The 21,732-nt window shown below is 41.5% G+C and carries 17 protein-coding genes; 2 read left to right on the plus strand and 15 right to left on the minus strand.

The genetic code is table 11. From position 1 onward, the window contains the following. Positions 1 to 146: 146 nt before the first annotated feature. Positions 147 to 1,337: an acyl-CoA dehydrogenase gene (locus AC2SLT_RS05020; RefSeq protein WP_486546534.1), complete on the plus strand. Its 1,191-nt coding sequence runs from the start codon at positions 147 to 149 to the stop codon at positions 1,335 to 1,337. A 473-nt stretch (positions 1,338 to 1,810) separates the two neighbouring features. Further along, positions 1,811 to 4,018, plus strand: coding sequence for a catalase/peroxidase HPI (katG, locus tag AC2SLT_RS05025; protein ID WP_486546594.1), 2,208 nt, complete (start codon positions 1,811 to 1,813; stop codon positions 4,016 to 4,018). Between the two features lie 289 nt (positions 4,019 to 4,307). On the opposite strand, the gene AC2SLT_RS05030 is transcribed toward katG, so the two are convergent. The 15 genes from AC2SLT_RS05030 to AC2SLT_RS05100 all read right to left on the minus strand — a co-directional run bounded on the left by AC2SLT_RS05030 (position 4,308) and on the right by AC2SLT_RS05100 (position 21,572). Beyond that, positions 4,308 to 4,949, minus strand: coding sequence for a hypothetical protein (locus tag AC2SLT_RS05030; RefSeq protein WP_486546535.1), 642 nt, complete (start codon positions 4,947 to 4,949; stop codon positions 4,308 to 4,310). Between the two features lie 55 nt (positions 4,950 to 5,004). After that, positions 5,005 to 5,979: a peptide ABC transporter ATP-binding protein gene (locus tag AC2SLT_RS05035; protein WP_486546536.1), complete on the minus strand. Its 975-nt coding sequence runs from the start codon at positions 5,977 to 5,979 to the stop codon at positions 5,005 to 5,007. Next, entirely contained in the window at positions 5,976 to 7,112 is a 1,137-nt protein-coding gene (locus AC2SLT_RS05040; protein ID WP_486546537.1) for an ABC transporter ATP-binding protein, read from the minus strand. Before AC2SLT_RS05040 ends, AC2SLT_RS05035 begins: the two co-directional genes overlap by 4 nt. Next, complete coding sequence (locus AC2SLT_RS05045; RefSeq protein ID WP_486546538.1) at positions 7,112 to 8,026, minus strand: ABC transporter permease; 915 nt, start codon at positions 8,024 to 8,026, stop codon at positions 7,112 to 7,114. The genes AC2SLT_RS05040 and AC2SLT_RS05045 overlap by 1 nt, the downstream gene beginning before the upstream one ends. Before the next feature lie 66 nt (positions 8,027 to 8,092). Further along, a complete protein-coding gene (locus AC2SLT_RS05050; protein ID WP_486546539.1) occupies positions 8,093 to 9,109 on the minus strand; it encodes an ABC transporter permease in 1,017 nt (338 codons plus the stop codon). A 449-nt stretch (positions 9,110 to 9,558) separates the two neighbouring features. After that, complete coding sequence (locus AC2SLT_RS05055) at positions 9,559 to 11,190, minus strand: ABC transporter substrate-binding protein (RefSeq protein WP_486546540.1); 1,632 nt, start codon at positions 11,188 to 11,190, stop codon at positions 9,559 to 9,561. Between the two features lie 525 nt (positions 11,191 to 11,715). Next, a complete protein-coding gene (locus AC2SLT_RS05060; RefSeq protein WP_486546541.1) occupies positions 11,716 to 11,913 on the minus strand; it encodes a hypothetical protein in 198 nt (65 codons plus the stop codon). A 202-nt stretch (positions 11,914 to 12,115) separates the two neighbouring features. Next, positions 12,116 to 12,934, minus strand: a complete 819-nt coding sequence (gene copM, locus AC2SLT_RS05065) for a CopM family metallochaperone (protein ID WP_486546542.1) — start codon at positions 12,932 to 12,934, stop codon at positions 12,116 to 12,118. Between the two features lie 557 nt (positions 12,935 to 13,491). Continuing rightward, a complete protein-coding gene (locus AC2SLT_RS05070; RefSeq protein ID WP_486546543.1) occupies positions 13,492 to 14,679 on the minus strand; it encodes a sugar transporter in 1,188 nt (395 codons plus the stop codon). 154 nt (positions 14,680 to 14,833) lie between these two features. Next, complete coding sequence (locus AC2SLT_RS05075) at positions 14,834 to 16,471, minus strand: BCCT family transporter (protein WP_486546544.1); 1,638 nt, start codon at positions 16,469 to 16,471, stop codon at positions 14,834 to 14,836. 518 nt (positions 16,472 to 16,989) lie between these two features. Continuing rightward, complete coding sequence (locus AC2SLT_RS05080) at positions 16,990 to 17,742, minus strand: hypothetical protein (RefSeq protein WP_486546545.1); 753 nt, start codon at positions 17,740 to 17,742, stop codon at positions 16,990 to 16,992. A gap of 174 nt (positions 17,743 to 17,916) precedes the next feature. Then, complete coding sequence (locus AC2SLT_RS05085) at positions 17,917 to 18,600, minus strand: glycosyltransferase family 2 protein (protein WP_486546546.1); 684 nt, start codon at positions 18,598 to 18,600, stop codon at positions 17,917 to 17,919. Beyond that, complete coding sequence (locus AC2SLT_RS05090; RefSeq protein ID WP_486546547.1) at positions 18,597 to 19,610, minus strand: SAM-dependent methyltransferase; 1,014 nt, start codon at positions 19,608 to 19,610, stop codon at positions 18,597 to 18,599. The genes AC2SLT_RS05085 and AC2SLT_RS05090 overlap by 4 nt, the downstream gene beginning before the upstream one ends. Next, complete coding sequence (locus AC2SLT_RS05095; protein ID WP_486546548.1) at positions 19,594 to 20,403, minus strand: PIG-L deacetylase family protein; 810 nt, start codon at positions 20,401 to 20,403, stop codon at positions 19,594 to 19,596. Before AC2SLT_RS05095 ends, AC2SLT_RS05090 begins: the two co-directional genes overlap by 17 nt. After that, the gene (locus AC2SLT_RS05100; protein WP_486546549.1) at positions 20,391 to 21,572 is read right to left on the minus strand and encodes an acyl-CoA dehydrogenase; all 1,182 of its coding nucleotides are present in this window, start codon (positions 21,570 to 21,572) and stop codon (positions 20,391 to 20,393) included. Before AC2SLT_RS05100 ends, AC2SLT_RS05095 begins: the two co-directional genes overlap by 13 nt. Positions 21,573 to 21,732 lie beyond the last annotated feature (160 nt).

A 21,732-nucleotide genomic window follows, 5' to 3' on the forward strand; every position in this document is an offset into this window, starting at 1 on the left:
AGCTAGATAGGGGATTTGTTCTAATTATTAAAGGTTGGGTTTAACGCACACTCATAGGTATCCTCCTCATTGCTATCCTATTCATCATTTGTTCAATTCACACCACTAAAATTCACTCTCAAACTGACACCAACAAGGAATCCGTCATGTCAAACAAAGCCACTCACAGACCTTCTTTTGATTGGTCTGATCCTTTTATGTTAACCAGCCAATTGACTAATGAAGAAAAAATGGTACGACAAACCACGCATGACTTCTGTCAAGCTGAGTTGATGCCAGGTATTGTACAAGCCAACCGTCATGAGACGTTTGATAGAGATATTATGCGGCAGATGGGTGAGTTAGGGTTATTGGGCGTTACCATTGAGGGGTATGGTTGTGCCGGCTTGTCTCATGTGGCTTATGGGGTCATCGCAAAAGAAATAGAAGCCGTCGATTCGGGTTATCGATCGGCTATGAGTGTGCAGTCAAGTTTGGTCATGCATCCAATTTGGGCGTATGGCACTGAGGCGCAAAAGGATAAATACCTGCCTAAGCTTGCCTCGGGAGAATATGTGGGCTGTTTTGGTTTAACAGAGCCCGATTCAGGATCAGATCCAGGCTCTATGACCACTCGTGCAAAAAAAGTAGACGGTGGCTATAGGCTCAAAGGCAATAAGATGTGGATCACCAATAGTCCGATTGCCGATGTGTTTGTGGTATGGGCAAAAGACGATTGTGATGAAATAAGAGGCTTTGTATTAGACAAGGGAATGAAAGGGTTATCTGCACCAAAAATCGACGGTAAATTCTCACTGCGGGCGTCGATAACCGGTGAGATTGTCATGGACAATGTTTTTGTACCAGAGCACAATGCATTTCCAGAGATTCGAGGATTAAAAGGTCCCTTTGGCTGTCTTAATAAAGCGCGCTATGGCATATCTTGGGGATCAATGGGCGCAGCGGAGTTTTGCTGGCAAGCTGCCCGTCAATATACGCTAGATCGAAAACAGTTCAATCGGCCTTTAGCGGCCACTCAATTGGTTCAATTAAAGTTAGCAGATATGCAAACTGAGATTACCCTAGGCTTGCAAGCTGCTCTTAGAGTGGGACGATTAATGGATGACAATATGGCCACACCAGAAATGATATCGCTGATTAAGCGTAATAATTGTGGTAAGGCGCTGAATATCGCCCGAGTAGCTCGAGATATGCATGGCGGGAATGGTATTAGCGATGAGTATCACGTCATAAGACATGCGATGAACTTAGAGGCCGTTAATACCTATGAGGGCACTCACGATATACATGCCCTTATTTTGGGACGTGCGCAAACGGGTATTCAAGCTTTCACCTAAATTTAATGATAATCAAAATAATTATAGGACAATTGTCGATTATATGATATAAAATATTAAAATCAGGATGATGATTTAATTAATCAATCATGGTTTTTTTAAAAATGAAGTTCATTATGAACGACGTCTGGTATATATTGTTTATAAAGGAATAGGCAAGGAAGGAAGCTTGCCTTTTCTTGTAATACCTCATTCATAATCTGAACTTATAGTAACGATTATAAGACGATGATAAAAATAACTTTTTAACCCAAAGTTTAGTGGTAAGTCTCACTGTGGAGTGGGCTTTTTCAACTAAACTGAACATAAAGCATTAAATTGCTCCAAACCATCATAGGAATTTAAAAGTGTCTAATACTGATAATACCCAAAATAACCCAAACACCAACACAACTTACGATCAAGGAAATGGTGAAGGTCCCACAATTCATAGCGAAAATGTGGATCAAAGCCATAATCCTGAACGTCCAAGTATGGGCGTATGCCCAGTGATGCATCAAGCACACACGACCAAAGCGTCTTCAGTAACTGATTGGTGGCCAAACACTCTCAACCTAGATATCTTGCATCAGCATGATCAAAAAACCAATCCAATGGATCCTGACTTTGACTATGCCAAGGCATTCTCAGAGCTTGATTTAGAGGCCGTTAAGCAAGATCTAAAAGATTTTATGACAGACTCACAAGAGTGGTGGCCAGCGGATTGGGGTCATTACGGCGGCTTAATGATTCGTATGGCGTGGCACTCGGCTGGTACTTATCGCCGTGCCGATGGTCGTGGTGGTTCTGGTACTGGTAATCAACGTTTTGCGCCACTTAACAGTTGGCCTGACAATGCCAACTTAGATAAAGCGCGTCGCCTTTTGTGGCCTATTAAGCGTAAATATGGTAACAAGCTATCATGGGCTGATTTATTCATTTTAGCTGGTAACATGGCCTATGAATCTATGGGCTTTAAAACCATAGGTTTCGCTGGCGGTCGTGAAGATATCTGGCACCCAGAAAAAGACATTTATTGGGGTTCAGAGCGTGAATGGTTAGCAGAAACTAAGAACCGCTATGACGACGACAGCAAACGTGAATCACTAGAGAATCCATTGGCTGCGGTACAAATGGGTCTTATCTATGTGAACCCAGAAGGTGTGGATGGTAATCCTGATCCATTAAAAACCGCTGCTGATATTCGTACGACCTTTGGCCGTATGTCTATGAATGACGAAGAAACCGTTGCTTTGACAGCAGGTGGTCACACAGTAGGTAAAACTCACGGTAATGGTGATGCCACATTATTAGAAGATGAGCCAGAAGCTGCGGATGTGAAAGAGCAAGGTCTAGGTTGGCGTAATCCTAAAGGCAAAGGTAATGCGGGCGATACGGTCACCAGTGGTATTGAAGGTGCGTGGACCACTCATCCGACACAATGGGACTATGGCTATTTTGATTTATTATTCAAGTATGATTGGGAGCTTACTAAGAGCCCAGCTGGTGCGTGGCAGTGGGAACCTGTTAACATCGCTGAAGAAGACCGTCCAGTGGATGCCCACGATCCAAGTGTACGCCGTAATCCAATCATGACTGATGCTGATATGGCGATGATCAAAGACCCTGAGTATCGTAAAATCTCTGAGAAATTTCATAATGATCCTGAGTACTTTGATCAAGTATTCGCCAAAGCATGGTTTAAATTGACGCACCGCGATTTGGGTCCTAAGTCTCGCTACTTAGGTGCTGATGTGCCTACTGAAGACTTTATTTGGCAAGATCCTATTCCTGAGGGCAATGCTAACTTAACGAATGATGATATTGCTAAACTAAGCGCTCAAATTCTAAACAGTGGTTTAGACAAACGCGAGCTGATCATTACGGCTTGGGATAGCGCGCGTACTTATCGTCAGTCAGATTATCGTGGTGGTGCTAATGGCGCTCGTATCCGCCTTGCTCCTCAAAAAGACTGGATTGGTAATGAGCCTGAACAGTTACAACGTGTATTAGAGACCTTAACTCGTATTCAGTCTCAATTTGATAAACCAGTTAGCCTAGCTGACTTGATTGTATTAGGCGGTAATGCTGCTATTGAACAGGCGGCCAAAGATGCTGGCGTTGATATCAAAGTACCATTCGTACCAGGCCGTGGTGATGCCACTGATGAGATGACAGACGTTGATTCATTCTCTGACCTTGAGCCTTTACATGATGGCTATCGTAACTGGGTTAAGAAAGAGTATGCCGTATCTCCAGAAGAGATGCTATTAGATCGCACTCAGTTGATGGGCTTAACTGCTCCTGAAATGGTCGTATTAATCGGTGGTATGCGTGTTCTTGATACCAACTATGCGCATAGCCAAAATGGGGTATTCACGGATCGTCCAGGTGTGTTAACCAACGACTTTTTCGTAAACTTGACCGATATGAGCTATACATGGCATCCTGTTAAGTCAGAACACACGTCTGATTCAATCGATAAAGCGGCTCAAGTTTATGAAATTCGTGAGCGCAATACTGGTAATGTGAAGTGGAAAGCCTCTCGTGTTGACTTAGTCTTTGGTTCAAACTCTATCTTACGCTCTTATGCTGAACTCTATGCACAAGACGATAACTTAGAGAAATTCGTCAAAGACTTCGTGAACGCTTGGAACAAAGTGATGATGGCCGATCGTTATGATGTTAACCAAGCTGGTTAATCTATGTAGCTTGCTTTGACATCATTAGACTTTAGAGTCTTAAATTAAAAAGCAGCCACCTAATTAGGTGGCTGCTTTTTCTTTGTTACGAGGTGCAAAAAATATCGTTTAAAATAAAGTCATAGCAAACCTTAAAATTAAACTAAAAATTAACCTATCGAGGAAGACCAGTGCAAACGCAACAAATCAAACGCTACAAATACTAGGTTCAGCGAGACTGACCGAATCTAAGCGAGTCTAAAAATGATAGGTTGTTTTATAGAAAAGGTCTTATTAACGGTTTGAAACGTTAGTCAAAGGGCGCTAAATGAACCACCACTTTGTGCAGCTCTCCGTCATCAATCACTTTGTTTTTATTAATATCATTTAATATCGCGAGATACAAAGTATCGATAGTGGTTCTATCAATACGGATAGTGGTGTTGCCTAATACTTTATTAATGATAAATAAGCTGTCAATATCAAAGGACTGTTTATAAAACTTTCCTTTTTTACCGACGATATTAACTCTTGACTCATCTAAATCATGAAAAAGGTAATGACTGCCATGATTAGCAATATATAATGACCCTTCATAGCCTTGTGGCGGCGCTGCAAAACCGGACCCACCATTAAAGACGCTAGTGTCTTCCATAGCCATACCTGATTTAATCTTATCGAGTTGATAAATATTGGTTACTGCTGCTATATGAATGGCATTGTAATTATCTGATTCATCGCCGCTTTCATACAAGGGATTGTAAAATTGAATGGAGAAGGGCGCCTTTAAAATAGTGGTCTCCATAAAGGGCCTATCAATAGCAATTGAGCTACCTTGAAAAATGGAAATCTCTTGATAAAGCGGGTTGTTAAAGTCATCTGTTTGGGTATGGGCTATCATAGGTATTGTGATAAGAGCAGTTAAACCATAAGCCAGCAGTCGATGATTCATTTAAGTTGCCTTTTAATTTAAAATGATACATTTAGGTTTTAACCTTTATCCGTTGTTACGCATATATATCTTCCAGTCTAATGCACGACACCAGTCGTCCTTCCCACTCCCGCAATTCAGGCTCAACTTGTGCACACTCTGCTGTTGCATAAGGGCAGCGCTTATGTAGTGCACACCCAGAAGGTGGATTTAATGGACTTGGAAGCTCCCCCTTTAACGTTAATGCTTTTTTATGCCCATGAATACTGGGAGCGGCACTTAATAAGGCGATAGTATAGGGATGTTTTGGATTGTTATAGATAGCTTCTTTTGGACCATGCTCGACAACTTTACCGAGATACATGACCATCAGGTCGTCTGCAACATGCCTAACGACCGACAAATCATGAGAAATAAAGACGTAAGCGGTATGGTATTCATCTTGTAAATCCATAAATAGATTAAGCACTTGAGCTTGGATGGACACATCAAGTGCCGAGGTTGGCTCATCAGCCACCACAATCTTTGGATTAAGCATCATAGCGCGGGCAAGGGCGATACGCTGTCTTTGACCCCCTGAAAACATATGCGGGTATCGACCTGAGTGCTCAGGACGTAGACCCACTAGACGCATCATCTTATGTATTTTTTCTTTTTTCTCATTCGCTGAAAGATTGGTATGAATATCTAAAGGTTCTGTCAGTTGATACCCAATCGTATGGCGAGGATTGAGACTGCCATAAGGATTTTGGAATACCATCTGAATTTCAGTACGGATTTTTTTGAGCGCACGCCGACCAAAGCTAGTGGTATTGACGTCATTAATGAACAGTTGACCTTGAGTTGGCTGCTCAATTAAGGTCAACTGTCTGGCAAGGGTTGATTTTCCACATCCTGACTCACCGACGACTGCTAAGGTTTTCCCCGCTTTGAGCTCGAAGGATATCCCATTTAACGCCTTAACTTGCCCTTTGGGTTTGCCGATACCTTGAGATACGGGGTAGTGCTTATGGAGATTTTCAGCTTTTAAAACGACTTTGTCCGAGTTCATATTAAGCTCCCCATTGACGTAGGGTCATTCTGTGAAGGTGTTGTAGTAGGCTTAGTTGGGAGAGTGGTGTGGATACAACGTACCTTTCCATGTTCAGTCTCTAATATTGGTGGCGGTACTTCGCAGGCCTCTTCTTTATAAGGACACCGTGGTGATAGCAAACAGCCTTTAGGTCGATCATACTGGCTAGGTACCACACCAGGTAGACTATTGAGCCGAGCTTGTCCGATGGCAAGCTCAGGTATGGCTTGCAGTAGTGCTTCGGTGTAGGGGTGCACAGGTTGTTCGAAAATATGGGGAACGGTATTGGTCTCAACCATTTGGCCGGCATACATGACGGCGACATCACGTGCATTTTGTGAGACCAGTCCAAGATCATGGGTGATCAGCACCATCGCCATTTGTTTTTCACGTTGCAGACGACTTAACAAGTCCATAATCTGGGCTTGAACGGTGACATCAAGTGCGGTAGTTGGCTCATCGGCAATCAGGAGTTTGGGCTCACAAGCAAGTGCCATGGCGATCATGACCCGTTGACTCATCCCTCCTGATAGTTGATGTGGATACACCTTAAGTCGGTTCTTAGCATCAGGAATCTCTACCAGCTCTAGCAGCTCTAAGATGCGTTGACGAACCGCGTCACCTTTAAGTCCTAAATGAGTCTTTAACACTTCCGCTATTTGAAATTCAATGGTGAAGCTTGGGTTGAGGCAAGACATGGCATTTTGAAAAATCATCGAGATATCTTTACCGATGACCTGACGTCTGTCACGGTCGTTAAGGGTAAGCATATCCATACCATCAAACTGCATCTTATTGGCGGCGACAGTTGCACTTGATGGTAGTAGACCCATTAATGCCATCATGGTCACTGATTTTCCAGAGCCTGATTCACCCACCACAGCGAGGACTTCGCCTTGATTAAGTTGCAGTGACACATCATCGACAGCCCGAAAGGCACGTGCGCCTTTACCAAATGTCACTGATAGATTGTCAATATCAAGTAAAAGAGGTTTGGTGTCTTTAGTCATAGCATCATTCGTTGAATAGTTATTATACTCATCAGCATTATTTGCAGTGGTCTTATCATTTTTAGTCGTATGTGTCTTAGTGTTTGTCGTAAGTCGGCTCATTAGGATACCTGCTTTAATTTAGGGTCAAGCGCATCACGTAAGCCATCACCGGTTAGATTAATAGACAAAGCCGCTAAGAAAATCGCTAAACCAGGCCAGATTGCTAACCATACATTACTTTGAATATATTGGCGGGCAGTACCCAGCATGGCACCCCATTCAGCATCAGGTGGCTGAACGCCGAAACCTAAGAAACCAATAGCACCCGCCTCCAAAATAGCAGAAGAGAATATCATCGTCGCTTGTACAATCAACGGCGCCATACAGTTTGGTAATATAGTAATAAATAGTAGGCGTATGACACTAGCGCCCATGACTTTTGAGGCCACAAAATACTCACGTTGAAGTTCAACCATAGCTGTTGCACGGGTTAAGCGAATAAAAGGTGGCGTACACACCAAGGCGATAGTGATAATGGTATTGGTCATTGAAGGCCCTAATATCGCAGCGATGATAATCGCTAATAATAGACTTGGATAAGACATCAAGATGTCATTGACCAACATGACCGCCTTACCCCAGATCTTAGGCCAAAAGGCAGCACTAAGACCAAGACTGACCCCCGAAATCATAGCCAATGTTGTGGCACTTAGCCCAATAAATAAGGAGTAGCGGGCGCCATACATGACCCGAGAAAGGGTGTCACGGCCGGCGTCATCAGTGCCTAAAAAAAACTGAGCATCGCCGCCACTAAAAAAAGACGGTGGCAGTTGCTCTTGGCCTGTATATAGCTCATAGGGATCATGAGGGGCAATGGCAGGCGCTAATAGTGCCACTATCACCATAATAATTAACACCAATAGACCGAGGACCGCGCCACGGTTACGACAAAATGTTGACACAAAAAGTCGCATTGAGGAGGGCGGGTTGGCAGAGAGAAGATCTTCATCTTCGATAAGTACGGTAGGCTTCATCAAGATTTCCTATTTTTCAAGTGCTTTTATTTAAGATTGCTAGGGTTGTTTGTTCGACCTAGTGATTCAGGAGGTGTGATGTACACGAGGATTGATGAGCCCGTATAATATATCCACCATCAAACTCACTAAGATCAGCGCCGTTGCCACCAGCAAAATACCGTTTTGAACGATGGGATAGTCTCGTGTGAAGAACCCATCGAGGAGCCAGTTGCCAACACCTGGCCAACTAAAGATTGTCTCCGTGATAATTGCCCCTGCCAATAAGGTCGCCATCTGTAAGCCGATGACGGTCACGACGGTTATTAGAGCGTTTCGCATCACATGAATTAAAATGACACGCTTATGAGATAAGCCCTTGGCTTTTGCAGTACGCACGTAGTCTTCATCCAACACCTCTAGCATGGCAGAGCGTGTCATACGGGCAATCATAGCCAAAGGAATGGTTGATAATGCGATAGAGGGTAGAATAAAGTGTTTAACCACATTCCAAAAAGCCCCAGGAATGCCTGAGGACAGTGAGCCCAATAACCAAGAGCCATATAGAGGCTTAACATCCAAAAACTGAGCGACAGAGATGACCCCTGATACAGGAAGCAATCCTAAATAGTGTGCAAATATACCCGTCAAGATAGGGCCTAATAGATAAATAGGCATCGAGTAACCCGCCAATGCCCCTGACATAAGGGTGTAATCAAGCCAAGACCCCCGTCTCAATGCTGCCAAAATACCAAGACTGACACCGACGATACTAGCAATGATAATGGCACATAGCGCTAATTCTAATGTTGGCACAAAGTGGGCAAAAAAGTCTTGCAAAACAGGGGTTCGGGTTCTAAAAGAGGCACCGAAGTCCCCTTGCATGATACCGGTAATATAATCCCAATACTGGATAGGCAAAGGTTTGTCTAGTCCCAGTCGGGCTAGGGCCTGTGCATGCATTTCGGGATCAACCATGCGTTCACCCATCATAATTTCAACCGCATCACCCGGTACAAGGCGAATCAGGGTAAAGGTAGACAGAGTGAGACCAATATAAACGGGGATAAGAATCATTATTCGGCGAAGAATATACAATAGCATGAGTAAGCTCGAATTTTAGAAGAATGAGTTTGCTATAAACGTTACATCAACAGGGTAACGTATCAGATGTTTTAGAGGAATGGACACCAATAATTTTAGGACTAACTTAATTAGGACTGACGAAAAAACGATATGTGGCAAGTGATATTTACTGGGAGTTACTTACTGCGCCTCAAGGAGATTTTGTATAACCAGCATAAATAAATGCTTACCAGTCGCAACAAGCAAATAATGTGTCAGTCCTAAATATTAAAAAGGCTGGAACAGAGTTTGTCTGAACCAGCCAATTTACCTAGCTATCGATAGATAGGTTTACTGGGTAAGGTTCTTAACATTATTGGTGTCTTAATTACTGAAAATATTGCTCAGTAATCATTCAATAACTGCTCAATAATTGCTCAGTAAATACTAAGCAACTAATAAGTAGTTAATAGGCAACTATTAAATAGCTACTCAATATCGACACCATCAAAACGAATCGAACCTAATGGGCTAATTTTATAGTCTTTAACATTCGGCGTTGTGAGTACGGTTACAACTGAGTTGGCTACCGTGGTCCAAGGCAATTGTTCTTTGAAGATAACTTGCGCTTGTTTGTAGTTCTCAATACGCTCGTCTTGATCAGTAATGGCTCTGGCGTCCATCACCAACTTATCGAAGTCCTCATTACACCAGCGTGCATAGTTATTCCCATTTACCGCATCGCACGATAATAAGACACCTAACCAGTTATCAGGATCACCATTATCGCCCGTCCAGCCTGCTAGGATCACATCATGCTCACCTTTGTTGGCGCGTTTTAGATACTCACCCCACTCAAAGGTTTTAAGGTTGGCTTTAACCCCAATCTTAGCCCAGTCAGCTTGTATCATTTCAGCCATTAGCTTGGCGTTAGGATTGTAAGGGCGTTGAACGGGCATATACCATAAGTCAGTTTCAAAGCCACTAACACCTGCCTCATCTAATATGGCTTTGGCTTTAGCGGTGTCATAAGGCGCATCTTGCAACCTATCATTGTAGCCCCACTGTGATGGTGGCATAGGATTGGTTGATTTCACACCCGCACCTTGATAAACCGCATCAATTAAAGCGTCTTTATTAATCGCCATATCAAGCGCTTGCCGCACTCGTAGATCACTAAGCTCTGGTCTATCCGTGTTATACGCAATATATCCAACGTTAAATCCGGGCTGTTCAAGGACATTAGCTTTGCCTGACGCCTTTGCAGATTCGACTTCAGAAGGGTTGGCATAGGCTGATACGTTACATTCGCCAGCCTGCACTTTTTGAGCTCTTACCGCAGAGTCTTTGGTAATGACAAAGACAAGATTGTCGATATGGATATCGTCTTTATTCCAGTAGTCTGGATTTTTGGTATAACGAATTTGCGAATCTTTTTGATAAGAGGTAAATACAAATGGTCCTGTACCCACCGGCTTGGTGTTGATGTCAGCGGCATGACCGGCATCTAATAAGGATTGTGCATATTCGGCAGAGTCAATGTAAGCAAATGGCATGGCCAAATTTTGCAGGAATGGTGCATTTACTTCATTGAGCGTGATTTTGACCGTATAGTCGTCAACTTTTTCAATATTAGCAATGTTCTCGGGTAAACCCATATCGACAGAGTAGGGGAATTCAGCTTGATAAGCCTTGTTAAACTCAAACTCGGGATCGGTTAGACGTTTTAATGTAAAGACCACATCATCTGCGTTAAAGTCGCGTGTTGGCGTAAAATAATCGGTTTTTCCAAACTTAACACCTTTTCTTAAGTGTAGCGTATAGGTTTTACCATCTTCACTAATATCCCAACTTTCTGCTAAACCTGGCTGAATCTCAGTTTCACCACGTTTAAACTCAACCAATCCATTATAAATAGGGTAGGAGCTTGCATCAAAATCTGTACCAGCGGTGTATTGGGCAGGATCAAAACCAGCGGGACTCCCTTCTGAACAGTAAATAAGCGTTTTAGCGGCCTCTGAACCATTACCAGCAGCAGTTTCTTCATTACCACCACCACAAGCTGTGACGGCTAAAGTTGCTGCAGCTAATAAACTGAGTTTAAAAAGAGGGTATTTCATATTGGCTTCCTAATTGGCTATTTGAAAGAAAGTGAAAATAAACGATTTAAATTAAACAAGAAGTTCAGTTAATGGCGTCGTGAATCTGTTGAACTTTGAATATGAGAGATGCAAAACGTATGCCAATATTTGAGGGGTAATCTGAGACATCCTTGTAATTTGCCTAAATATGCCCTTTAATATAAAAGAGCATTAATAATATATATGTTAAGCGAATGTTACGCAAGCCTATATTTGAGTTAATTTATATAAATTAGGTGTTAATGAGTCTATAGGATAAGTGTTTGATTACATAAATTAATGTATTGAAATTTATAATTCTGTTGGTTACAGTCTGCAACTTTAAATAAAAATTATAATAAGTCGCATTTACCTATAATTATCACTCCCTATTTTTATGCTCACTTTTATATGCTAATGTTTTATTATTAATTATTGCTTTTCTCATAGGGTCAACCCTTGTTATAGACAGCGTTATATGTAAATAAAAGAGAGGAGGCGTCTAAAGCAGCTAAGTAATGGGAGCTATTCTTGCTTTACGCTACTATCTGCCAGTGTTGGCAATGCGCTTGCTATGGTTTGTCGTGTCGCTTGCTTCGCGTCGCCACGACAAAACCAAGCAACGCAGTATGCCAACTCTAGCAGTATATTCGCTGCAATCAAGGCTAAACCGCTTTTGGTGTCCATATGCAACAGCAAGTTAGACTTAATAGTTGTTGTCATTTAATAATCATCAAACCGTTAGTTAAAATTAAACCCCCATTGCTAAACATAGCAATGGGGGTTTTTAATTGTTATTTATTGAGAAGGCAGGAAGATATTTTAATCATTGACATATTGATTACAGGCTAAGTCTTAAAAGCCACGTATTTTTAGAATATGAATCTTAAGAGTCTTGATTAAAAGGCGCAATTAAGAGTCCTGATTAAGAATGTAATGCTATCCAATTTTGCATTAATTCAATCTCCGACTGCTGAGCATTGATGATATCTTGAGCCAGCTTCCTCATTGCTTTGTCTTTACCATATTCAAGTTGCACTTTTGCCATTGCGACCGCGCCTTCATGATGAGATAACATACCCATCGCAAAAGCCATATCGGGGTCATCACTATGTATACCTTTCATCATTTCATCGTGCATAGACTGCATACTGTCATGATAGGCCTTTTGCATAGCTGGAGTATAGTCTTGCTTGTCAGTATCTGGATGAGACTGTAGCCAGTCTTGCATTTGCTGAATTTCAGCTTGTTGGGCACTGATAATATCTTCAGCCAACTTACGCATGGCATTATCTTTGCCATACTTAAGCTGTACTTTTGCCATATCTACTGCCCCCTTATGGTGAGGTAACATGCTTTTGGCAAAGGCCACATCGGCATCATTGGCCATCATCCCAGCCATCATGTCATCATGCATTTTATTCATACCAGACATATAGGCATGCTCAAACTCGCTAGCATTGGCATCGGTTGCCATTTGCATATGATGTTCATTAGTATGCTCACTCTGGAAGTGATGTCCATTGTAAGGGGCAGTTTCGGGTGACTGTGCCATATCATTTGCGGTGTTATCTGTTTGATCTACTGTCACAGCCGCTTTCACATCCTCTGCATTATTTGCCTTAGGTTGGCAAGCCGTTAACATAAGAATTGAGGAGCATAACCCAATCATAATGCTGTTTTTAGCAATGAAAGAGTTGTTAGAATTCGCAAGATTTTTAGTAGCTGATTGACTATTTTGCATGTCACTCTCCTAATATAGGACTGGTAAAAGTTCCCTTGTCAAAAGCCGAACCATACATATACCTATCACTTAGTATTTAAACCATTGATAGTAATTTGGCACGTTTAAACAATTAAGATAAAGGTAATTTGAACATCCAAATGATATTTTAAAATCCAAAACTGCTTTGCTAAGGAGTTTTTGGTTTAAGGGAGTTAATTGGTATTAAGAAAAAGTAGGTTTTTTCATAAAATTATATGATCACAAGTTTTGCTAACCATAAATTTACCTAATAACGTCTACGAGGTCTATAGCAATTTAACAGCGTTTATTCGTCATAATTGTAAAAATGGATCCGCTAAATTTTAGGTTTTAAAACGTGTTAAGGCTAAATATTCACATTCTCATTAGTGGGTAGGCGCTCAAAACTTATTTATCATGCTATTCTATAAGGGTCTTAATAAAAAATGCGGCGTCATACAACAGTCAACGAATGTTTAAGCATTTAGTAGAACTTATGCTAATGACGTCTATACCAAGCTGTAACCTTTATCATGTTTTGTTTATAACAAAGGCGCTTAACGTATAGAAGGAAAACGTTTGATAGTATAGATCATCAGTATAATAGCGATAGTGGAAATAGCCGCTCCAACATAGCCGATGCTTGATAAGGATAATCCCGTGACCGCATAGCCACCGATCAAGGCACCAGCCCCAATACCGAGGTTAATAATACCTGAGAACATAGACATCAGCATATCTTGAGCATGCTCATCAACCATTAATACTTTGGCTTGCATTGAAATAATAAGGAGCATGAGCGCTGTTCCCCAAAGAAGGGCATTAAGGCTAAATAACCATATTGATGATACCGCATACATTAAGCTCAGCATCGACAATAGCATAATAATAGTTGATGAGATCATTAATAAGGTGTCATGCTTATCACCTAAACGACTAAAAATAATACTTCCAATAATGCCCGCCCCGCCAAAGAGTAATAACACAAAGGTAGCTAGATTTTCACTAATAGCCCCAATGTCACGCATAAAGGGTTCGATGTAAGAGTAGGCTGTATAGTGTGCGGTAAAGACCAAAAAGATTAAAACATACAAACACACTAACAATGGATTTTTAAGCAGTTCAGGTACTTTGCTAAATGACCCTTTAAACTGACTAGGCAGGGTGGGTAACAGCTTGGCTTGCAATATAAAGACGAGCAGCGCAATAACGCCAATACCGCCAAACGTGGTACGCCACCCGTACCATTGACCTATCATTCGCCCTAATGGCACACCTAAAACCATAGCCAGTGACGTCCCAGTAGCGACAACGCTTAGCGCTAACGCCTTTTTGCCTTCAGGAGCGACTCGAATCGCAATGGCCGCGGTAATTGACCAAAATATAGCATGGGCAAAAGCGATCCCCACTCGGCTAATCAGTAGTACATTAAAGCTCCACGCAACCACTGATAATACGTGACTGACAATAAATAAGGCGAAGATACCGAGTAGCAACCGCTTTCGCTCAAGATTTTTAGTCAGTAGCATTAGGGGCAGTGACATGGCGGCCACTATCCATGCATAGAGGGTAAGCATCCATCCTGTCTCAGCGGTAGTAATTGAGAAGTCCTGAGCGATATCGCTTAATAAAGCCACAGGAACAAACTCGGTGGTATTCATCACAAAAGCACTAATACCCATTAAAAATACTCTTAAGTATTGAGTGCGTTGGGTTAGATCATTAGCTTCAAGGTTTTGTTTCATAACATCTTATTAATAGATAACGATGAGTGAGGGTCTGTACTTTATGACTATGTTAAATAAATAACGCATTCTACTGTCAGTTGGACAATAGAATGCGTTTTAAATTGTATGAGTTTAATATGGGCAGTTCTAATAAATGAACTCTATGTAATTGCTAATACTTTTCAAGTTCATCAAGAAGCCATTCACGCGCTTTATAAATGCGTCTTAAGCCTAAGAATAAACTCACACACATCACTAACAGTACAAAGGTGAAGGGCAGGCCTGTACTCACTGACCCTGATTGAAGTGAGGTTAGTGCAGCCTCACCACCACCATATAGTAAGGCGATAGCAATTAAACCTTCAGTAACTGCCCAAAAAATACGTTGTCCAACGGGCACTTCAAGCTTACCACCGGCAGTCATGGTATCAATGACCAAAGAGCCCGAATCAGATGAGGTAATAAAAAAGACCAGCACTAATACAATGGCAATTAAAGAAGTAATCGTGGCAAAAGGTAAGTTGCTTAACATCTGGAACAAACTTAAGGAGGCATCAGTAACTCCTCCAGATAGCTCTCCGACCTGATTTTTGTATTGGCTAAGACCTGTCTCACCAAATACAGTCATCCATATCAAGGTTACAACTGTTGGTACGACCATCACTGCGGTTAAAAACTCACGAACGGTACGGCCTTTCGAGATACGGGCGATAAACATACCGACAAAAGGTGACCAACTTATCCACCAGGCCCAATAAAAGATGGTCCAGCCATGATAAAAGTCGGTATCCGTACGCCCAATAGGGTTTGATAAAGGCAATATGTAAGAGGCATAGTTGACACCAGTCTCAAACATTTTTGAGAGTAACTGTAACGGATTGGCAACTAGGAACACAAATAACAACAATATCATCGCCACTAGCATATTGAAGTTAGATAACACTTTGACACCGCCGTCTAAGCCGCGAACGACCGAAATGGTGGCCAGCATAGTGACAACGGCAATAATAATCATCTCTAAGGTATTGCCACCCAAATTGATACCAAATAAATACTCTAGACCAGTAGCCGCTTGCTTAGCGCCTAAACCTAAAGAAGTCGCTAAACCGAAAATAGTCGCCAAGACTGCCACGGTATCGATGATATGACCAGGTAGGCCCCATGTTTTTTCTTTAAATAACGGATAAAAAACGGAACGTATCGTCAGTGGGAAGCGAAAATTAAAGGTGAATAATGCCAAGGATAAACCGACGGTAGCATAAATTGCCCAAGGGTGTAGCCCCCAGTGATACATGGTCGCGCCCATCGCCGCTTTGAACGCTTCTGGCGTACCAGCTTCTACCCCCAAAGGCGTCCCAAACCAGCCACTCGCATAAGCCAAAGGCTCAGAGACTGACCAAAATAACAAACCAATACCCATACCAGCGGCGAATAACATGGACAACCAAGACAAGCGTCCAAATTCAGGTTTAGCCTTAATACCGCCGATGCGTATATTCCCATAGGGAGAGACAATGAGTGCTATGCAAAAAAGCACGAATAGATTACTGGCAACGAGCATAAACCAGTCAAATGTATTAACTACCCATGTTTTAGCACCATTGAGCCACGTATTGGCAAGCTCTGGCATTACCAATGTAAAAATAATAAAACCTAATACTAATAACGCAGAAATACCAAATACAGGGTTATGAATGTCCATACCGAGAACTTCAATATTATTCTCGCCGACCTCATGGTCAGTGGTATAGAGACGCTTACGAAAACGATCAATGAGGGGTTTGGGGATTTTATCAGGATGTATACTCATAATATTGTCCTATGTAAAGTTGATAAAATTCAAGCAAAGCCGTTTTGCTGATATTTACTACCTTTATCAATATTAGAGTAGCTTTATGTCATAAATTGAGGCTGTATTAAGCCTTAGCGCTCGTTATAACGAAAGCCAATGCTGAGTTTGATAAAGAGGTCTCATGGTTAAATCAGACCGTTTTAAAAATTCTATGAATCTAGAGTAGTGATTAAAGCGAATGAGTCGTATCAAAGCTTTAGGAATCACTAATGTTGACTTGCGAGGTTTTTAAAGCCTGCAAACTTGTATGATAAATTTGTATCGATAGACACTAAATTAAAAATAGAGCAAAAAATAAGGCACTTATGGTAACAAATAACAATATATTGTCAAATTTTGATAACAAACCGTAACCGTTTTAATAGTTCTTTTGACTAAACTTGTTAGCGTCAACTTAACACTTAATTTGATAACATATTAAGGGGGTTTTTAAGTATATTGGGAAGGTTAAAATAATAGATGTTGCATAAAATACTCTAGCATTTTGTTTTTGATTCATAAACCGAAGCAGGCAATATAACGCCTTGCAATCCAATCATGCTGACTAGGGACTTGATAGTTTCTGGGTTATCAGGGAGTTTAATCTTATGATTTTCTAAAGATTCCCGGCGTGACTGATGGATATCGAAGTCTTTATAATCATAAGAAATGATCTGCGCTAGCGTGAGAAAAAGGTGTTTCCCAGAGCGTCTGGACACAACGACTTGATGCCACTTACTGTAATATATAAATGCAATGTAGAACCGTGCGTCTGAATTCCTAGAGCCGTACAGTATGTTAAATCTTTCATCATCTTCTTCTTCATTAAAAAACGGCACAAAGGCAACCTCACCAAACTCGTCTATATTATCATCAGTCATATAATTTCTTTGACGTAAATATTCCCAAGTATGAATTTGAACGTTTCGCTCCAAGATATCGTAGCGTAAATCATGCAGGTACAAAAAGGTTTTATAGCCCTCGCTTTGTACAATTTCTCTTTCAAAGTCATTCAAGTTTTCATGATAAGCGTCTTCTGAAATATTAAGAAAAAACTTATCTAAGCAATCATATAGTGCAATCGTGCGTAGTGTGCGACACAGTTGCATCATCGTTCTGCGATTGGTCACATTCAATAATGAAGTTGGCTGAGAACACACTTTAAAGGGGAATTTTGGAATGTCATTATAAAAAAACTCACGAATTTCACTTTTGGCGTATTCATTGTATTTATTGTCATTGTTGTTCATAGCTTGCGCCTTTAGGTCTTAAGTGAGGGTTGTTCTTCATTCCCAAAGTCACTGTATTATGGTTAAGTTTTAATTGTTTTACAGACTTTGTACGAGTTATTTAAGAGCTTTTATATCATTGTTTTAGTAATGATGACATAGTCTTTCAATATTAAAATAGAGGTTTAAAGCCGCTTACTTCTCATGACGTTTCTCTAAATTGACTAAAAATGCTGCAAAGCCTTCTTGGGCGCGAGCATGCAGGCGACTGCTGGTAATAACACGGACTTGATTGCTCCAGATAATATTAAACCCTTGAGCTTCAAACCGTTTAACCAAATCCACATCTTCATGACAGGGTAGGGGCGCAAAACCGCCAACAGCCTGATAGACATCGGTCTTAAAGCTCAAGTTTGCCCCATGGATATGGCGGTGATCCATCGTATCTTGATAATGAGCGATATAATCTTTTCGAGTTTGTGGCGTTAAATGTGCCCAGCTATCTATACTAACAACGCCGCAAATCATATCCGCATTTAAACGAGTAATATGATCAATTTGTTTTACTAGCCAATTTGAAGGCACGACCGAGTCTGCATCAGTACACGCAATCCATGTCGCACCTTGAGTGATAGCATGACGGACTCCCTCATCACGGACTTGACCCACATTGCGATACTCACAGCTAATATGTTTAACCCCAGCGGATTGAACCAACTCAAGCGTGTTATCGGTGCAACTGTCCAGCAACACCAGCGGAAAGGCCTCAATTGAGGCGGGCAATTGTTCAATGGCGGTCTGAACCGACATTAAACAGTCGGTTATAGTTTCCGCCTCATTGTGCGCAGGAATAACAATAGCGATATTGATAGCTGTCATACAAGGTTCTCTTGCATGGCGACCGACTGTGGTGAATTAATCCAGACATCTAATAAAAAATCACGTTCCACAAGTTGCGTTTGATGCGTAAAGGTTGATTTAGGTTCCAGCTGAGTTATAGGTTCAGATTTTAGTTCAATATGAGGTTCAGACGGTTTCAAGTCTTTACTATGGCTGGCAGAATTAAGAGCTTGTTGTAAAAGGTGATGCACGGTATCACCATTCATCTCAAAGCCATCAATGTCATAACGCCAATGGCAACATAACAGCGTGCCACCGACTGCAAGATTTTGCTTAATCCATTCAATAACCGTATCGATATCATCGGGTGCCAAATAATATAAAATCTCACTAATAACAATCAAATTGAAGCGGTGATTGAAGCGGTGATCGAAGGATTGAGTGCGGGATTGAGAATGGGTTGATGATACGTTGTCACTAATCGGATAGTCTTCAAAGTAAGTGTTCAAACAAGCCTCAGGATTAGCCTCTAAGAGTGCTGACTCTAAACGATACAATACCTTAGGAATAACCCCTTGTAATACCTTGACATGGGGTGAGTCTTCTAAACGTTGCTTGGCAAGTTGCACCGCATTGTTATTGCCATCAATACTGAGCAGTGCCTGACATCGCTGCGCGAGCAATTCACTAAACACCCCATTACCACAGCCTAACTCAATAGCACTGCTATATTGGGCTTGAGGCAGTACCGATAGACAAATGTCCCGTTTGCGCTTTTCATACCAGCGTGTCTGGTACTGCCATGGATCAGTATTGTCACTATATAACGCATCAAAATAAGATTCTGAATAAGTATCAGTTTGGTCAGTTTCAGTTTCAGTTTCAGCGTGGCTAGTGGATTGATGATTACTTTGACTATTGGCTTTGTTTTTAGAATAATGGCAATTATCTGCTGATGTACTTTGTGCAACGGTATGCTTATTAGTAGGATTTAAAGGTGTCGGTTTCATAGGTATTGGCGACTCAGTCAATTTAGGATTGGGGCTCATATAAATATACTTCCCATGGCTGGCTAATTCTAGAAATAGTGGTTACAGATAAAATGGGCGGATTGCCAGTACTCTCATCAACCGTAATCTGGCTTTCAAAACAGTGGATCGCTTGAACTTTACGGTGTAACTGTTCAGCGTCTAAGTCAACTCGAATAGCGTTATGCCAAGGTATGCGACTATCGTTTGGTTTCGCCCAATGCCAAGCCCAAATTAAGACTTGGTAACAGTCTAAATGATGTTGTTTCGCATAGGTAGCGACTACTTGACCCGTGGCTTCATGGTCAGGATGACCATCATGAATAAAAGACGTGACTAAAATATCATTAGGTTTAATAAATTTAGCGAGCTTTTGATGGAATAGTGCTTGTTGGTTAAAGACATCCCCATCCGTTAAGTTAAGCGCAATAGTGGTCACTTGATTAGAAATACCTAACGCTTCTATTGCTGCAAGACTCTCTTGAGGACGGATAATATCAAGCTTTTCTGGTGGATAAATCGTTGACTCTGGATGACTTTGAGTACCATTGGTCACATGAACTAGGATAATGGAATTGCCATTAGTAGCCAATTGTTGAAGTAATCCACCGCAGCCCAATACTTCATCATCAGGATGAGGAGCAAAAACGCACACCCGCTGATGGGGGGCAAAGCGCTTGGTAATGTCTAAATGGGGGAGGTCATGTAACCCTTGCCAATTCCTCCAAGCCTCTTGACTGGTGCCATCCCCTTCAATAACCCGATCACCAACTATAGGATGATTTTTCTCATTATCAGAGTTTAAAGTTGCCATAACGTGTCCTGCTTGTTCGCTATAGTGCTGATAGCATTGCTACTTAATTGATGGTTATGCTGACTAAGCTCACTTGCCAGTTCACCAATTCTTTGTAAGTCGAAAGCCGCATGACTTTGACGTATAAACACCGGTAAATCTGCTGATAATCTTGCAAAGTGAGCATTACGGCAAAAGGGTGCTGCACCTAACGCTTGACCGACGGTCTCTAATACTTGTCTTGCGAGCAGTTCAACGTTTGCTCTTAATTGACGGATGACAAGCTCGTGGCTAAGGCTAGGTTGGCTATCCATTAACTCAGCCACATGGTAAAAATACTGTTGAGTGACTGCCAATGCTGTACTAATTTGCCCCAAATACATGGCTTTATAATCATTGGGTTTATGCTGATAAGACTGTATTAGATATTTAGCTATGCCCAATGTTGCCCCGTACCAGCAAGCGGCAACGCCTGCTGCACCATGCCAAAAGCCTGCACGTTCTAGATACTCATTCGCTGCCCCAACATTGGTGGCAGGCACATGATTAAATTGAACAGTGGCGGTATCGGTAGCCTGCATTCCTACGGCTTGCCATTCACTATTATTAATGGTAATACCTTCTTGGCATTCTTGAATTGCACCATCTTTGTGCATATCGACTATTAATAACTGTGATTGACCGTTATCATCACGATATGTCATCAGCGCATGGTTGACGATATTAGCACCAGAGCACCATGCTTTTGTGCCACTGATTTTGCCTTGCTGATAGCGAATAGGATCTGGATGACCTTCTGCTGCCCAAACTGCCCAAAGTCCTTGAGCGGGTTTGTCATAGCCGACTTCTGTTAAGATACTTAAGGCATCCAAATGCGATTCAAACCATTTAGCAAGGGTTAAATCAATCCCTGATATATATGCTAATATTTGCCAGCGTAGCAGGGTTTGCGATTGTGCAACATTAATATTATTAACATCTGCAGTTTTATCTTGATTAGTTTTAGGTCTAAAACCGCTAGCAGGGTGGGGGACTTTATGCGCATAGGAAACTAAGATATTTAGTATATCCATGCGATTGTCTTCGGTCATCACTAATGTATCTATACCTTTTTCGCGGGCAGGCCAACACTCAGCTATAGCCTGTTTAATGTCTTCTAATATCGAATTTTCAGTCTCTAATGGGAACATATAATTTCCTTTTTTTATAATTTTTTATAATCTTTCAAAACGTAGTGATAACTTTTTTGATATTTAATAACCTTTTCAATATGCTCTTTATCAATGCCCTTTTGTGTAGGTTCTTTGGTATAGAAACCCTATATTCACGGTACGTAATTTAAGGAACATA

Source organism: Psychrobacter sp. CX18 (assembly GCF_057396215.1).

Bases quoted from the DNA above. Each gene is read 5' to 3' on its own strand.
- AC2SLT_RS05020 (WP_486546534.1), top strand. From the start codon at position 147: ATGTCAAACAAAGCCACTCACAGACCTTCTTTTGATTGGTCTGATCCT.
- katG (WP_486546594.1), top strand. From the start codon at position 1,811: ATGGGCGTATGCCCAGTGATGCATCAAGCACACACGACCAAAGCGTCT.
- AC2SLT_RS05030 (WP_486546535.1), bottom strand. From the start codon at position 4,949: ATGAATCATCGACTGCTGGCTTATGGTTTAACTGCTCTTATCACAATA.
- AC2SLT_RS05035 (WP_486546536.1), bottom strand. From the start codon at position 5,979: ATGAACTCGGACAAAGTCGTTTTAAAAGCTGAAAATCTCCATAAGCAC.
- AC2SLT_RS05040 (WP_486546537.1), bottom strand. From the start codon at position 7,112: ATGAGCCGACTTACGACAAACACTAAGACACATACGACTAAAAATGAT.
- AC2SLT_RS05045 (WP_486546538.1), bottom strand. From the start codon at position 8,026: ATGAAGCCTACCGTACTTATCGAAGATGAAGATCTTCTCTCTGCCAAC.
- AC2SLT_RS05050 (WP_486546539.1), bottom strand. From the start codon at position 9,109: ATGCTATTGTATATTCTTCGCCGAATAATGATTCTTATCCCCGTTTAT.
- AC2SLT_RS05055 (WP_486546540.1), bottom strand. From the start codon at position 11,190: ATGAAATACCCTCTTTTTAAACTCAGTTTATTAGCTGCAGCAACTTTA.
- AC2SLT_RS05060 (WP_486546541.1), bottom strand. From the start codon at position 11,913: ATGACAACAACTATTAAGTCTAACTTGCTGTTGCATATGGACACCAAA.
- copM (WP_486546542.1), bottom strand. From the start codon at position 12,934: ATGCAAAATAGTCAATCAGCTACTAAAAATCTTGCGAATTCTAACAAC.
- AC2SLT_RS05070 (WP_486546543.1), bottom strand. From the start codon at position 14,679: ATGAAACAAAACCTTGAAGCTAATGATCTAACCCAACGCACTCAATAC.
- AC2SLT_RS05075 (WP_486546544.1), bottom strand. From the start codon at position 16,471: ATGAGTATACATCCTGATAAAATCCCCAAACCCCTCATTGATCGTTTT.
- AC2SLT_RS05080 (WP_486546545.1), bottom strand. From the start codon at position 17,742: ATGAACAACAATGACAATAAATACAATGAATACGCCAAAAGTGAAATT.
- AC2SLT_RS05085 (WP_486546546.1), bottom strand. From the start codon at position 18,600: ATGACAGCTATCAATATCGCTATTGTTATTCCTGCGCACAATGAGGCG.
- AC2SLT_RS05090 (WP_486546547.1), bottom strand. From the start codon at position 19,610: ATGAGCCCCAATCCTAAATTGACTGAGTCGCCAATACCTATGAAACCG.
- AC2SLT_RS05095 (WP_486546548.1), bottom strand. From the start codon at position 20,403: ATGGCAACTTTAAACTCTGATAATGAGAAAAATCATCCTATAGTTGGT.
- AC2SLT_RS05100 (WP_486546549.1), bottom strand. From the start codon at position 21,572: ATGTTCCCATTAGAGACTGAAAATTCGATATTAGAAGACATTAAACAG.